This window comes from Acidiphilium multivorum AIU301, from assembly GCF_000202835.1.
In the GTDB taxonomy this organism is placed as follows: Bacteria; Pseudomonadota; Alphaproteobacteria; order Acetobacterales; family Acetobacteraceae; genus Acidiphilium; species Acidiphilium multivorum.
In genome coordinates this window covers 2225958-2240495 of sequence record NC_015186.1, presented here as the reverse complement: position 1 = coordinate 2240495, position 14538 = coordinate 2225958, and the positions used below count along the sequence as shown (strand labels likewise).

The 14538-nt window shown below is 56.5% G+C and carries 10 protein-coding genes and 3 pseudogenes; 8 read left to right on the top strand and 5 right to left on the bottom strand.

All coding sequences use genetic code 11. The features are described from left to right. Positions 1–162: 162 nt before the first annotated feature. Entirely contained in the window at positions 163–1242 is a 1080-nt protein-coding gene (locus ACMV_RS10015; RefSeq protein ID WP_013640363.1) for an IS5/IS1182 family transposase, read from the top strand. 419 nt (positions 1243–1661) lie between these two features. On the opposite strand, the gene ACMV_RS20835 is transcribed toward ACMV_RS10015, so the two are convergent. After that, on the bottom strand, positions 1662–2456 hold the full coding sequence (locus ACMV_RS20835; protein WP_013640362.1) for an N-acyl amino acid synthase FeeM domain-containing protein: 795 nt from the start codon (positions 2454–2456) through the stop codon (positions 1662–1664). 115 nt (positions 2457–2571) lie between these two features. Here ACMV_RS20835 and ACMV_RS10005 point away from each other — a divergent pair, with 115 nt between their 5' ends. Further along, complete coding sequence (locus tag ACMV_RS10005) at positions 2572–4926, top strand: putative bifunctional diguanylate cyclase/phosphodiesterase (protein WP_013640361.1); 2355 nt, start codon at positions 2572–2574, stop codon at positions 4924–4926. Positions 4927–5158: 232 nt separating this feature from the next. Here the strand turns inward: ACMV_RS10005 and ACMV_RS10000 are convergent, their stop codons facing one another. Beyond that, positions 5159–6880, bottom strand: a complete 1722-nt coding sequence (locus ACMV_RS10000; protein ID WP_041664939.1) for a recombinase family protein — start codon at positions 6878–6880, stop codon at positions 5159–5161. A gap of 264 nt (positions 6881–7144) precedes the next feature. On the opposite strand from ACMV_RS10000, the gene ACMV_RS09995 reads away from it, so the two are divergent. Together ACMV_RS09995 and ACMV_RS19875 are read left to right on the top strand one after the other, a co-directional pair. Further along, positions 7145–7471, top strand: coding sequence for an NIPSNAP family protein (locus tag ACMV_RS09995; protein WP_013640359.1), 327 nt, complete (start codon positions 7145–7147; stop codon positions 7469–7471). Positions 7472–7812: 341 nt separating this feature from the next. After that, positions 7813–8574 carry an FRG domain-containing protein gene (locus ACMV_RS19875; protein ID WP_013640358.1) on the top strand — a complete coding sequence of 254 codons (762 nt, stop codon included), beginning with the start codon at positions 7813–7815 and terminating at the stop codon, positions 8572–8574. A 235-nt stretch (positions 8575–8809) separates the two neighbouring features. Here ACMV_RS19875 and ACMV_RS09990 read toward each other — a convergent pair whose 3' ends face one another. Further along, the gene (locus ACMV_RS09990) at positions 8810–9217 is read right to left on the bottom strand and encodes a bleomycin resistance protein (protein WP_331429014.1); all 408 of its coding nucleotides are present in this window, start codon (positions 9215–9217) and stop codon (positions 8810–8812) included. 71 nt (positions 9218–9288) lie between these two features. Next, positions 9289–10197, bottom strand: a pseudogene (locus ACMV_RS09985) (IS256 family transposase); the annotation flags it as partial. Between the two features lie 89 nt (positions 10198–10286). Here ACMV_RS09985 and ACMV_RS09980 point away from each other — a divergent pair. Beyond that, complete coding sequence (locus ACMV_RS09980) at positions 10287–11420, top strand: ISAs1 family transposase (protein ID WP_013634879.1); 1134 nt, start codon at positions 10287–10289, stop codon at positions 11418–11420. Between the two features lie 3 nt (positions 11421–11423). Here ACMV_RS09980 and ACMV_RS09975 read toward each other — a convergent pair. Then, a pseudogene (locus tag ACMV_RS09975) lies at positions 11424–11735 on the bottom strand (transposase); the annotation flags it as partial. A gap of 324 nt (positions 11736–12059) precedes the next feature. Here ACMV_RS09975 and ACMV_RS09970 point away from each other — a divergent pair. The 3 genes and pseudogenes from ACMV_RS09970 to ACMV_RS21185 all read left to right on the top strand — a co-directional run. Further along, a complete protein-coding gene (locus ACMV_RS09970; protein ID WP_231844384.1) occupies positions 12060–13541 on the top strand; it encodes a hypothetical protein in 1482 nt (493 codons plus the stop codon). Between the two features lie 12 nt (positions 13542–13553). Further along, positions 13554–14285 carry a hypothetical protein gene (locus ACMV_RS19870; RefSeq protein WP_013640353.1) on the top strand — a complete coding sequence of 244 codons (732 nt, stop codon included), beginning with the start codon at positions 13554–13556 and terminating at the stop codon, positions 14283–14285. Between the two features lie 101 nt (positions 14286–14386). Beyond that, positions 14387–14503 (top strand): annotated as a pseudogene (locus tag ACMV_RS21185) (IS5/IS1182 family transposase); the annotation flags it as partial. Between the last annotated feature and the right edge of the window lie 35 nt (positions 14504–14538).

Below are 14538 nucleotides of genomic sequence, written 5' to 3'. Positions count from 1 at the left end.
GACATTGAAGGTTGGGTGTGCGAATGCCCGAGATTTTGAAACCCGGGACCGTCAGCCGTGCAGGATTGCCCGAAATATTCAACAGCTGGACACCCGCATTAACCCTGTGAGTGTTGTTGAATTCGTGATTCACTGAGGCGGTCGTGAATTGGGGGCGGGTGGATGGAGGCGTGGTCGCTGTTCGGGCTTTCGGAGCATCTTGAGCGTCTGAGCAAGACCGGGGACCCGCTGGAGGTTCTGGAAGCGACGGTCGATTTCGAGCATTTCCGTGGCTGGCTGGTTGACGGGCTGGGCTACGGGGACGGAGCCAGGGGTGGCCGCCCGCCCTTCGACCCTGTTTCGATGTTGAAGGCGCTGATCCTTCAGGCCCAGCACAATCTGAGCGATGCCAGGATGGAGTTCATGATCCGGGACCGCCTGTCCTGGATGCGCTTCCTGCGCTTTGATCTTGGCGGGCCGACGCCGGATGAGAACACGATCCGGCTGTTCCGTAACAAACTGACCGAGACCGGCACGCTGAAGCGGGTGATGAAGGCGTTCGACTGGCAGTTGCAGAAGAAGGGCTACATCCCGATGTCGGGCCAGATCGTCGATGCGTCGCTGGTGCCGGCGCCGAAGCAGCGGAACACGGACGTAGAGAAGGAGGCGATCAAGGCCGGCAAGACAGCGCGTGAGATCTGGCCGGACGAGCCCCACAAGGCGGCGCAAAAAGACACGGACGCGCGGTGGACGCTCAAGATCGGCGGCAAGATCCGGTATCGGCCGGACGGCACGCCACTGCCCCAGATTGCGCTGCCGGTGTTCGGCTACAAATCCCACATCGCGATCGACCGGCGCTTCGGCTTCATCCGGGAGAGTGCGGTGACGTCGGCATCCCTTGCGGATGGCCGGGTGCTGCCGCGGTTGGTGACGACGGACAACACCTCCTCGGAGGTCTGGGCCGACAGTGCCTATCGCTCGCAGAAGAATGAGAAATGGCTGGCATCAAGGATGTTGGTCAGCCGCATCCACAGGCGCAAGCCGGCGGGCAAGCCGATGCCGCACAATATCGCGCGGGCCAATGCCGCGAAATCGTCGATCCGTGCCCATGTCGAACACGTCTTCGCCCACCAGAAGAACAGGTTCGGCCTGTTCATCCGCACCATCGGCATCGCACGGGCCGAAGCGAAACTCATCCTGGCCAATATCGCCTACAATTTCGACCGGCTCATCTTCCATGAACGCGCCCAAGCCATGGGATGAATCCGTCCAGACCTCGGGATTGCGGCACCGATCGCAGCCTCCGCGACCCACGCAGACGGTCAAATAAGGCCCTTCAAACGGCCAAGAGCGCCGTATCCAGATTCAGATCCAACCAACCGCTAAATCCGCAAGGGTAGATACGGGTGTCCAGCTTGTTGGCGCAACGCGGCGGCAATAGCGCCGCGTCGGTATCTCCGTACGCTGCATAACGGCATAGCGACACGGCAAATGATCAGGCTATTTGGCATTTCGATGTGCGGGGTAATCTTTCTAATCCTTATAGGCATGGCCCTCCGTGCCGAATTTTATGGCTCAAGCCACTGACGCCGAGGCCGGAATACAGTGCGTATTTTGGTAGCCACCAGCACCACAACCGTTGCGTCACTGTGCAAGGTGATCAAAAGGTGACACAGAGATCTTCAATAGGCCATCTGTGCTCTCTGCGTATGTGAAATTGGTGGCATATGCATATCGGGGTCGCTAGCAAACACTGTTACGAGATCACCGGCCACAAGCCGAGAATAAATCGGGTCGGATATCGAAATCCCATAAGGAAATCCAATTTTTTGCAGCGCAGCATCATAGTTGTCGGGAAGCATGGCCATTAGGCACGCGCAATACGTAAGGTTTGGATATTGCCGAGGTTCCGCAATCTTCTTGAAACCGAGCCGTCGATACATCGGCATATGATGGGGACGAACCGCATTTATCATGATATCAGCTTCAAAATACAACCTCAGATACGCAACTATCCGAAAGGCGGCGATGATCAGGCTACGGTCATTGGCAAACGCGGGATCACGGGCGAAACGAGTAATTTCGATTACTCGCCCCGGATTTCCTTCTTGGATTGCTGCGGCCTCCAGCGCCAGGATCTCTTCGCGGAATATCTCCATGGCGGGTATCCGACTGGCGTCAGGCCAGGTCCCGCTATGATCATGGAGACAGATGCGGATAGTGGCTGCGGGAATATCGGCCCGGTAAATGACGACCGTTCGTTCATTCCGAGCCTGGTCATATGTGTCGGAAAACAGTCCCCCTTCCTGTGGGGCAATATATCCATAGGAGAGGTAACCATCATGCCGAATTTTGTATGCTTCTTTGAGTTCCTTAATCGTCACAGCCAGCCGTGCAGAGGTGTCGCCTTCTGACGGGATATTAAGAATTGTATCGCGCCGGTATGTGATCGGCGAGGAAAAGGTAGATCCGTCCATTTTTCGATTCTCCAGGATTGAGGTGTTTGGGAGTTTATCTCCTGAGAAATCATATGGTAGAAAAGTTTCAATTTTTATATAAATAGGCGTCAGGACGAATTTGGAGGTATCGATAATGCCATGCGCGACACGGCTAAAAGCGCACATTATTCATTTCTGTAAAAATATTGAAACGCTTCTATCGCGTCTATCCGGCCTTATTATTGTTCCAGTCCAGTACCGCTCTGCTGTTCAAATGGCCCAGATCGATTCTCGAGCTCGTCTTAGTTCGAAAATGGCGGTTGTTGGCGAAATTGTTTTGCTCGCATTTGCCTATGGATATGTTGGAAAGCCAAGGACAGCTTCATTTTTTATCTTCGTCATTTTAGTGTCTGTAAGCTATGGGGCATTGGTCTGGCTTGGTCAAAGCTGGAAAAGAAGCCAACGTAAGAGTAAATTTGTACCTAATTTCCATTGGGGTTACTGCGTAACGCAGTTTACATTAGGCGCAGCCTGGGCTGGGGTTGTTTCTGCTGCACTTCCTCAAGCAGACAAGGATCAGCTTGCCCAGATCTATGCTATTCTCATTGGATTGGTCGGAACGGCGGTATTTGCTGGTCCCGCTATTTATTCATTATTATTTTGGACTCCTCTCGTTTTTGGTTCAACTATTGCGCTAATTCTGCCTAGCGCGCAAACTAATGGCGCAACACTCATTGGTATATTTTCGTTTTATTTTCTCACGTTTGTTTCTATAATAGAGCTTAGTCGGAAAATGGTAGAGCGTGAGGTTGGTACGATCCGGATCGCGCACCATAAAGAAGAGACTGAAATTCTTCTGCGTGACTTTCAGCAGGGCGCAAGCGACTGGTTCTTTGAACTCGATCGTGATTTGGTGATCGTCAACCCATCCGACAGATTCTGTGAGGTGGCGCAACGCTCTGTGACTGAGATGCAGATCTCATTCCATAATCTGCTGCTGAACGGTGATGGCTCGATAATTCGCCACCGAGACGACGCAATCGATAAGTTGATGACGCATCTTGAAGGGCATACAATTTTTCGCGACGCAATCGTTTCAATCCCTTTCTCTGGCGAGTTACGTTGGTGGGATCTCTCCGGTAAGCCGATATTCGACGAGAGTGGAAGCTTCGTTGGCTATCGCGGCGTTGGCCGAGACGTTACTGACCTTCATCGGTCGCGCGAGCGGGTCGTCTATCTTGCCCGTCACGATCCGCTTACGTCCTTGCTCAATCGTGAGATGTTCTCCATCGCCCTTGAGCAGTTTCCGCATGACGCCGACGCTATGCAGACAGCAATTTTGTGTGTCGATCTCGACTATTTTAAGTCGATTAACGACAGTTTCGGCCATGGTGTCGGGGACAACCTACTGCGAGCCGCGGCTGAACGCCTGCGTAGCTGCGTCCGTGAAAGAGATATGGTGTTTCGTCTCGGCGGTGATGAATTCGCAATCATTTTGCCGGAAGTCGAGCGATCTGATGTTGAACTTATCGCAAAGCGAATCATCGATCACCTCGCGCAGCCATTCCGCATCAGGAATCTGACGATGACTATCGGTGCCTCGATCGGTGCGGCGATGCTCCCAAGCGATGCTAATTCCCCCGCAGGGGCTCATCATTGCGCTGATATCGCCCTCTATCAAGCCAAGGTAGAGGGCCGCGGAAAGTTCTGCTTTTTCGATGCTAGGACGCAGGATGCAATCTCTAAGCGCATAACAATTCATACTGACCTCAAGAGCCCCGCGGTTCGCCAACAGCTATTCCTTGAGTATCAGCCGATTATCGATCTCCGCACCGGTAAACCAATAGCGATGGAAGCACTGGTCAGGTGGCAACATCCTGTACGCGGTGTGATTAATCCAACAGATTTCATTTCCATTGCTGAGGATAGTGGCTTTATCAATGTCATTGGTAAGCACGTTATTGATATGACTTGCCGCTCTGCCGCACTTATGACCCCTAACCTCGAATTTGCAATCAACTTGTCCCCGCGTCAGCTTCGCGACGAGATGCTTCCCGATAAGATCTCTGAAGTTCTGCGTAAGAATGACATAGACGGAAGACGCATTTCCTTTGAGATTACCGAAACATGTCTACTAGATGTTGGTGGGAATAGCCTTGGTTTACTTGACAAAATACGAGCTCTCGGATGTCGTATCGTTCTTGATGACTTCGGAACAGGCTATTCGTCCTTTCGTCCTCTCCATAATTACGATTTCGACAGAATAAAGATCGCCCAAGCACTTCTGGATGACGTATTTCTATCGCCTAGCCGCCAGATTATCCTTGAGACTGTGGTCGCTATGGGCCAGCGCATCGGTATTGATATGATTGCAGAAGGCGTCGAGACCGAGCAGCAGGCGGCATTGCTGCGTAGCCTCGACTGTCCATTTGCGCAGGGGTTTTGGTTTTCTCGACCAATTAGCGATACCCAACTTATTCGTGAATACGGAGTAGCGAATACACTGTAGGATGGAAAAGCGGCTACAGCGCCTCCGAGGCAATCTTCGTCTTCAGCGTTGCATCAACCTTCCGTCTCGTCTTGTTCATGTCCTGCTCCGTCACCACAGCGAGCCGGAACTCCCCGACTTAGCCGCTGGTGTCATTTCCCTCGGCCAGCTCAATCGAGAGGGCACGTACAGCGTGGTCCCGTGATGCCACCACGGCGGAGGTGAAGAACGCAACGAAGCGGAGAGTCTCAAATCAGAATCGAAAGACTTGAGTTCGGTATAAGTGGCTGTGTGTCCCCGCAACCATCTTGATTTGCGCCTCCAGAACAGAAATAGAACCAAGCCCCGTTGCAGCAGCGCCGGGGCTTTTGTCGTTCCCGCCCCCTGACGCAAGACGTAGTATTCCCGCCAGCGCGCCTCGGAGTTCAACCTTCAGTTCCGCGCCCTCCGGAACCAGGATCACCGCCTCGATCAGCGTGCGGATGATACTGAATGCCTCGTCCTTCGTGGTCGGATCCTGCAGCGCCTCGTGCAGGTTGGCGACCGCCTCGCGGTAGAGCTCAGCCATCGCCGGATGAAGCGAAGGTTCCGGCACGGTCTCGCGGGCGAGAAGATCGGTCAGTTCGGCCTTGCGGGCCTCGATCCGGATCATCTCGTCGCGCAGGCTGGACGCCGGCATGCCCTCGGCGATCGCATCGATGATCCGGGCCTTGCGGTGTTCGATGCGTTTGAGTTCATCCCGCATCCCCGAAAAATGCGCCCGCCTCTGCGCGCTGGCGGCATTCTGCTCGGCGACGAACGCCTCGGTGAATTCCCTGAACAGCGCCGGGTCCATCAGCCGGTGGCGCAGCCCGTCGAGCACGATGGCTTCGAGCCGGTCGCCGCGGATATTCAGCCGGTTGTCGCAGGTGCCCTTGTTCCGCGCTGTCGCGCAACCGAACAATGTCGCGCTGATCTTGCTGTAGGCGCCACCGCACACACCGCACCGCATCAGGCCGGTGAGAAGGTGTTTGGGCCGCTGGTGGCGCCAGAATTCTGCCCCCGATGAGTTGCGGCGGGCACTCGGTTCCCTGGTCATGTCCGGGCGGGTCGCCTTGCGCATGTTGCCCTGTCGTTCCTTGACCGCGGCCCAAAGCTCGTCGTCGATGATCCTCAGCGCGGGGATCTCGGTGATCACCCATTTGCCTGGATCGTTCAGCCGTGAAACACGCTTCCCGGTGGCCGGGTCCTTTATGTAATGCAGCCGGTTCCACACCAGGCGCCCGATATAGAGTTCGTTGTTCAGGATACCCGTGCCGCGTTCGGGGTTGCCGTTGATCGTGCTCTGGCTCCAGCCTTCACCGCGCGGCCCTGGAATCTTCTCCTTGTTCAGCTGGACGGCGATCGCGCGCGGTGATTTGCCATGAGCAAATTCCCTGAAAATCCGGCGCACGACCTCGGCTTGTGCTCCATTGATCGTTCGCTCGCCGGTCTTCGCCGCGCCATCGGCGCCGAACTGGCGGACCACGTCGTATCCATATGAGTTGCCACCACCAGAGCGCCCAGCTTCGACCCTGCCTCTCAGGCCCCGCCGCGTCTTGTCGGCGAGGTCCTTCAGGAACAGCGCGTTCATCGTGCCCTTCAGACCGATATGCATCTCGCCGATCTCGCCTTCGGCAAGGGTCACGATCGAGACATTGGCAAAGCGCAGGCGCTTGAACAGCGCAGCGATGTCCTCCTGGTCGCGGGACAGGCGGTCCATTGCCTCGGCCAGTACGATGTCGAACTGGCCGCGGCCCGCGTCGGCCATCAGATCCTGGATGCCCGGCCGGAGCAGCGACGCCCCAGAAATCGCCCGGTCGGAGTAGCTGTCCATTACCCGCCAGCCCTGCCGCTCCGCATGCTCCCGCCACACACGCAGCTGGTCCTCGATCGACGCCGCACTCTGCAGGTCACTCGAAAAGCGGGCGTACAATGCAACTCGGGCGTTGGTCATCGCTCTGGCTCTGATCAGGAGTGAGCACCTATCGTTTGGGACCGCGGCACCCAATGTCAAGCTTTCTGCGGATTGCGCGCCGGAATCCAGACCAATCAATTCCAACCGCAGGTCGCCCACCCAAGGTCCAACACCGCAATGAAGTCGCCGTTCACGGCTCCGCCCGCCGATCAAGACGACGGATGATCCAATCCTTCCGGCTTGCTGGGGTGGGGGACCGGGGCTAGCATCCTCCGCGTCGATATATCTTCAGGAATAGAAGCCATGATCCACGAACTCCGCATCTATCACTGTATGCCGGGTCGACTTCCTGATCTTCTGAAGCGGTTCGAGACCGTGACACTCGGATTGTGGGATAGGCACGGCATTCGTCAGGCAGGGTTCTGGACGACGCTTGTCGGAGAATCCAACATGGATCTCACCTATCTGCTGGCGTGGGAATCTCTCGCTGAGCGCGAGAGCAAATGGACCGCTTTCCAGGCCGATACCGAATGGCTGGCCAAGCGCGCCGAAACCGAGAAGAACGGTCAGATCGTGGCCAGCATCACCAATCAGATCCTCGTGCCTACGGCATTCTCGGCAGTACGCTGACGTCCTGCGGCTGCGAGGGCTTCAAAATTATGTCGGTGCAGAAGGCTGGACGGCACTGCCGCCAGCCCCCCGTTCAATTGTCCGCCCATGATAGAAGGGGCGGTAGCAGAATGGCGGGTTTTGAGCAGCATGGCGACAAGGCTGCCATTGTAACTGGCCCGTCGGCTACCCTCTCCCCTACCGCCTTGTCGCATAAATCCTAAGTTGTGCGACAACCCTGGCCCCGGTGAAAACGACCATGGCAGCCGCCAGACTTCAGATCGCGTGATCCCGAAATCAGACATTCAACTCCACCTAATCGCGGCTTGCGAAGCTCCAGATTTCGAGTGCATCGTGCATAGATGACCTGGAAAACTCATACATTGGCAACAGAGGGTGAAGTATTCGAGCTTCTGATAAGGTGGCGCGGGGATAAGTGGTATTCGCGAGGCCAGTCAAAATGTTACAATTGTCTGATACCATCGATTGACCGTGATGCGATGAACGGGAAATCCCGTCCAGAGAAGATCAACCTTGAGCGTAGGAGCATAGACATCTTTCGTGCTTCAGCCAGGTTCTTCTCACACCCAGGGGAAATACTCGCTCTTACAGATGATCTTATCGCACTCGCTATACTGCGCCATCATGGTGCGCGGACTCGTCTGCTTGACTGGTCGCGCTCACCCTTTGTGGCTGCATATTTTGCGGTTTGCTGTGATGATGACGAAGATGGCGAGATTTGGGGATTCGATGAAAGCGAATACATGAAGAAGGGTGTATCGCAGTGGTCAAACCCGGCTGAATGGAAATACGAATTTGAGAAGGCGGCATTTTGCCCGGGCAATGGTCTAGATTTTTTTGTGTGTATGACTTATCCGACAGGTTTTGGCCGACAAAATGCCCAAGACGGTCTTTATTCTCTTACATCGGTATTCGACCGAGATCACGCTGAACGAATAGAACAACTATTAAACAAACCTGAATCGCACGCTCGATACCTAATTCCAAAAACACTCAAAGCGACAATCCGAGATCGGCTGCGCCTGGAACATGGCATCTGGGATGTATCGCTATATCCTGACTCTGCGGGTGCGGCCAAGACAGCAGGGGCTGTGTTCCCGTAAGATATTATTAAGATATACGCTAGCATTTCGTGGAAATGGCCCCTACCCATCTATCATCTGCCAAACTCGGGAGTGGTTGGTTTGTCCGGTATCTCAGAAGCCTTTGTTTAAAGCAGCCGTTCCGCTTTCCCCCAGCTAGGTCACCGATTGTCGCATAACTTGTGAATTACGCACCAGCCGGAAACGACCGGGCTTTGACACTTGCAGGTCATTCAGGCGCATCGACAAGCAGATACTAAATTTTGGTGGTATCATTGAAAGGGCGTTGGCCAATGTTTTCGACCAGACGAAGCAGGTAGCCATCCGGGTCCATGACCAGAAACTGTCGCTGGCCGAATTCAACCGTGTTGGCTCGATACCACGCCTCCTCAGGCTCCTTGAATAGCGGACATCCCGCTTTTGCCAGTCGGTCTAGGATCGGCCGGAGGGTCGGTGTCTTGATCTGGAAATTGATGCCACGACCAAGTGGTGCTTCGAGCGGCCCCGTCACCCATTGGTCGTCTGCCGTGTTGCGCTGCTCAAGCATTACCTGAGCACCGTCAAGGTCCAGGTATGCGAAGCCGGTTTCCGGCCGGTCGAATGCTACGGAGAAGCCGATCAGATTGCACCAAAAACGCAGGCTCACCTCCAAGTCCGAAACCACCAGTTCCGGAACCAGCCTCGATAGCGTCCGTCAATGTGGTGGAAATTGGGGTGTGATTGAGCGGCCATTGATTATGCGGCCACGGTGGTAATTTCAGCAGGCTTGATGTCGATCAAGAGCGGCGCGAGTTCGGCCATCGCCTCGATCTGCATGTAGCGGTTCTGGGTCTGCCATTCGTCGTTGGCCTCCAGCAGCACGGCGCCGATCAGGCGGATGATCGAGCCCTCGTTGGGAAAGATCCCGACGACATCGGAGCGGCGCTTCACCTCCTTGTTCAGCCGTTCCAGCGGATTGGTGCTGTGGATTTTGGTTCGATGCTGGGCGGGAAAGTCCATGTGGGCGAGCACGTCGATTTCGCTGTCATCAATGAACGCGCCGAGTTTCGGCCATTTGCCGCGGAGCTGATCAGCGACGTGGCGCAGGGTCTGGCTCGCATTGGAGCGATCCGGTTGGATGAACGCCTGGCGCAGCGCAGCGGCCACCATGCTCTGCTGCGCTTTCGGCACGTAGGACAACGCGTTGCGCATCCAGTGAACCCGGCACCGTTGCCAGGAAGCGCCCATCACCCGGCGGATTGCTGTCTTCAGTCCCTCATGAGCATCGGAGATCACCAGCTTCACGCCGCGCAAGCCGCGGCGGAGCATGCTCTTGAGGAAGGTTGACCAGAAGGTCTCGGCCTCGGACGGGCCGATGTGCAGGCCGACGATCTCGCGCCGGCCATCGGTGTTCACCGCCACAGCGATTATCGCCGCAACCGAGACGATCCGCCCGCCTTCGCGCTGCTTGAGATAGGTCGCATCTAACCAGAGATACGGCCAATCACCGGCAAGCGGACGATCAAGGAAAGCATTCACCCGCTCGTCGATGTCCTTGCACAGCTTGGAGACCGTGCTCTTGCTGATCCCTGTTAGCCCCATCGCCTGCACCAAGTCGTCGACACGCCGGGTCGAGACGCCGCCTATCCAGGCTTCCTGGATCACCCAGGGGCTACGCATGAAAATTTCGGGCATAGTTGACGGCATGGAATCGGGTGTGATTCGGGGAGTCTCCTTGAGATTGGGAGACGTGCATGTCGGTGAGGCGGCTTGTGGAGGAATTTTCGGCGTTGGAAGACCCCCGCTGCGGCGGCAAGGTTGAGCACCGGCTAATTGATATTCTGGTGATTGCGGTGTGCGCGGTGATTGCCGGGGCGGAAAGCTGGGAGGATATGGCACTGTATGGCCGTAGCAAGCAGGAATGGCTGGGCACGTTTTTGGCGCTGCCGAACGGCATTCCATCGCACGACACCTTCCGGCGTGTGTTCATGCTGATCGATACCGGGCGTTTCGAGGCATGTTTCGAAGCGTGGGCGCGCTCATTCGGGACGACTTTGGACCGGGAAGTGGTGGCGATTGACGGGAAAACGATCCGCGGCTCGTTTGATCGCAGCCGGGACCAGGCGGCGCTTCACGTTGTGAGTGCATGGGCGAGTGATCGGGGGCTGGTGCTCGGCCAGCGTCAGGTCGGCGACAAATCGAACGAGATCACCGCGATCCCGGAATTGCTGGATGTGCTGGACATCAAGGGCGCCATTGTCACGCTGGACGCGATGGGGTGCCAGCGAGCCATCGCGTCCAAAATTCTCGAGCGGGGTGCTGATTATCTCGTCACCCTCAAAGCAAACCAGGGGAAGAAACACAGCGCCGTGCAGGAGTATTGCGCAACCACCTGCTTCAGCCGCTCACCCGTTGATCGGCCGGTGCATGACGAATTCGATGATGGTCATGGTCGTCTTGTTCGGCGCCGGGTGTTCGTCTGTCCGGACGCCGTAGCGCTGGAACCGCTGCGCGACTGGCCGGGGTTGAAGAGCGTTCTGGCCGTGGAAACCATCCGCGGCGTCAACGGATCCGGCAAGATCGAAGCCGAAATCCGCTACTTCCTGTCCAGCAGCGACGATCAACCCGAAATCCTGGCGAAAGCGATCCGTCAACATTGGCAGATCGAGAACAGCCTACACTGGGTGCTCGACGTCACCTTCAACGAAGATCACTGCCGGATCCGGGATCGCAACGCCGTCCAGAACTTCTCCCTGCTTCGCAAGATCGCAATCAACCTCGTTCGCCGCCATCAGGCATCAAAGGCCAGTCTCAAGGGGCGCCGCAAAATGGCCGCCTGGGATAACCGTTACATGGAGCAAGTGCTCACCGGCTTCTTTCATGCGTAACCCCTGCTGGATCACCGCTGCCAACGCCTTCTCCGAAGTCCGGCGTGCCTCCAGAAAGGGCGGGAAATAACTGCCCTGCCGCAGCTTTGGGATCCGCAGCTGCAGGCTACCAAGGCGAGTGTCCAATGCCCGGTCCCGGTAGCCATTGCGATAGGTGGCGCGCTCGCCACTGCGCTCATAACGGCCGGCGCCGATCAGCCCATCCACATCGGTCTCCATGAGCAACTGCACCACGGTCTCCGCAACGCTACGCAAAAAGTCGCCGTCGCCGGCTTTGGCCAATAGCTCGGCCAATGGTAATCTCTCCTCGGTCATCGGGGTCTCCAGGCTTCAGGTTGAAGTGTCGCAACTCCACCATAGCCGACTGATCCGATGGCCACCCCAATCTACACCGCTACGGATTCCAAAAGTCCACCACCAGCCCGGACACTACCCCAGCCTCGCCGAGTTTGCCATTCCAATAAGCCCTTTAACCCCTATCCGACCGCTGTAATTACAGCTGCCCGCTGCTGCTACCCCCCAAGTTCGCCGCGCTCGTGCGAAATTCCTGATTTTCGCATTTTCTGATTCCAATAATGATGCTGTATCGTGGCGCGGATGGGAAATGCACTTTCAGGATCACCTGGACCGCATCCGTGGATGGCAATGCCCCATCCGCAAGCACTCCATCTGGAGTTGCGAAGCCTCCACGCAGTCTATCTCATCCTGCCCACCTCGGCGGAGACGAGGGAAGTCCACCGGTTCCAGGCGTATCAGGGGTCGGATACCCTCGGCCGGCTTGAATTCGAGCAGATGCTCGACGCCATGCGCCAGGGCGCCACGCCATTTTTCGGTCATCCGGGCAATCTTGCGGCGATCCGTCGCTTCTACGCGGCCTGGCGCAACGAACGTCAGGAGGTTCCGCCGGCACTCCTGATCCGGCAGTTGCAGGAGGATGTCCGCCACGGTGCGCTTGCGGTCTTCCGTTTCGCGAGAGACCCGCATCGCAGCATGATCCGCGGCGATGCCGGCAGTGGGGTCCTGCCGGGCCGCGGCCCGGTATCCGGCTGGAGCGGCGGGCAGAAGGTGGTCGCCATGTTCGAGGCGATCCCGGAATGTCTTGGAGAGGCCAGCCGGGCGGAATTCAGGGCGTTCCTGACACCGCAGAACCTTGCAGTGATGGCGCTGTTCTTCGGCGGGATCGCGGTCGTGCAGGCGCTGCCAGGGGCGGATGCGATCGTGGACGGCATGATCGCCGGGCTGGCCTGGTGGCAGTTCGGTTGGGCGGGGTTGATTGCCGGAAAAGATTTCGTCGAGGCGGTGATCAAGGCCGGCCACGCCACGACGGGTGAGGAGATCAAACTCGCCGCCAAACTGGCCGCGGCGGCGCTGGTCTCGCTGGGCCTGCTCGTCCTGCTCCGCGAAATCGTCAGGCGCGTGCATGAGGTGAAACCCAAGGCGCCAGAGGCAGAGGATGAACCCCTACCTCCCAAATCTCCACGCCAGCAGGTTCTGGCTGCGTATCCGGCGCGCGGCTCGACCGACGATATCATGCAACGCTACAACAACGGGAATGATGGCGTTACATATCCCCGGCGCGCCGATCAATTCACACCGGACAGCGTTTATGATTCAACCGCGCCTGCGGCTGACCAGCGTACTGCCATCAATCAGTTACAGAGCCAACTCGACTCAAGTGGAAATCCAGCGTGGGACGACGACAAGATCGACCAAATTCTGAATAGCGGCTCCAAATTTGGCACCAACGATTACTCCGCGGACGATAATATCTACAAAATTCAGAATCTTGGCTACAACCCTGATACACCCAGCCCCTATATTCTGGACCAGAATGGCATGAATCAGTTGATCAATCAGGGATATGTCGATGAGAATCTGAACGTGACGAACGCCGCCGGGGTCAAGCAATATCTAGCTTTACCATGTTACAATATGGCCCAAACAATATTCCAAGGGCAGGTCACGGCACCAACAACAGGCGTCACGTCACAGATCAATTCCGCTTCGGAATTGTTCAATCTTGATAATGGGGCGGGTGGCGTGGATGAAGGAAAGCTGCTCATGACCGGTGGCGGCTCTCAGGTTTCATTGCCGCCTTCAGCGGTCAGCTTTGGTAAATAGAGGAACATTTCCATGATCCCCATTACGCCTGAGATCATCGGCCCTGGCATTGAAGAAGAATATGAAGATGCCATGGAGCGCATCGCGTTCCTGCTCGACGCCTTCAAGGACTACCCCGCCTCGAACGAAACCGCGCATGGCCGCGTGGTCTATCAGCTCCGCTGGCTCAAGCAGGAGATTGACGCGCAGCGCTTGCCTGTTCCCGTGCATAAGAGCTGGATCGGCACGCTTTGCTACGTCGTTGGTTCCTGCGAGGTGGATGACTCCAAGGAAATCGCCAAAGCCTTGGGGGAGTTAAAGCGTATCTTGCAAGGCCCTGGCTTGCTCAAGCCTCGGCATTTCCCGGTTGTCGCGGCGCAGATCGACGATCTGGTGGCGGATATTCATCTATTTGGAGATCCGCTGACACCGGATGAAATAAAGTTCGTCGCGGATTTGGAAGACACCGCCAAGGGGATCCGATCCGGTCAAATTATTCCTCCGCTGACCGTTCCAAAAGGTATTCACCCTCTGAAGTTGGCTTTGATGCATGCCAAACGACTAGAAAATATACTCCCACAGCCACCAAACCCACATGAATATTGGAAACAATCACATTTTTTGCAACTTCCTCTATTTTCAGCCTGGCGTCCTTACGTAGTCCAAAAGCCTCCCTTGGGAGCGCCAAATCCTGGGCTGGGACCAGAAGCACCAGATTTCACGCTGGTTCGTAATCTGGTGAATACAAACGTAACGAAAACATAAGAGGCTATTTCGGAATGGAAGTGGAACGGCTTTGATGAGCGGTTGGATGGTTGGGCCGGATGTGATTTCGGGCAGGTGTTCGAAGCCTTGCCGGAGACACCATGTGGACGCCAACCACCCATGCGCAGCATAGCCGCACTGGGCTGCGCTGTGGAAGTGACGTGACTGACGCGGAGTGGTTACTCCTCTCGCCGTTCTTGCCCGCGCCGAGCCCATGTCGCATAACTTGTAAAATGTGCGACAGGCTGCGGTG

Coding starts and splice junctions, on each gene's coding strand:
- ACMV_RS10015 (WP_013640363.1), top strand. CDS start 163: ATGGAGGCGTGGTCGCTGTTCGGGCTTTCGGAGCATCTTGAGCGTCTG.
- ACMV_RS20835 (WP_013640362.1), bottom strand. CDS start 2,456: ATGGACGGATCTACCTTTTCCTCGCCGATCACATACCGGCGCGATACA.
- ACMV_RS10005 (WP_013640361.1), top strand. CDS start 2,572: ATGCCATGCGCGACACGGCTAAAAGCGCACATTATTCATTTCTGTAAA.
- ACMV_RS10000 (WP_041664939.1), bottom strand. CDS start 6,880: ATGACCAACGCCCGAGTTGCATTGTACGCCCGCTTTTCGAGTGACCTG.
- ACMV_RS09995 (WP_013640359.1), top strand. CDS start 7,145: ATGATCCACGAACTCCGCATCTATCACTGTATGCCGGGTCGACTTCCT.
- ACMV_RS19875 (WP_013640358.1), top strand. CDS start 7,813: ATGACCTGGAAAACTCATACATTGGCAACAGAGGGTGAAGTATTCGAG.
- ACMV_RS09980 (WP_013634879.1), top strand. CDS start 10,287: ATGTCGGTGAGGCGGCTTGTGGAGGAATTTTCGGCGTTGGAAGACCCC.
- ACMV_RS09970 (WP_231844384.1), top strand. CDS start 12,060: ATGGCAATGCCCCATCCGCAAGCACTCCATCTGGAGTTGCGAAGCCTC.
- ACMV_RS19870 (WP_013640353.1), top strand. CDS start 13,554: ATGATCCCCATTACGCCTGAGATCATCGGCCCTGGCATTGAAGAAGAA.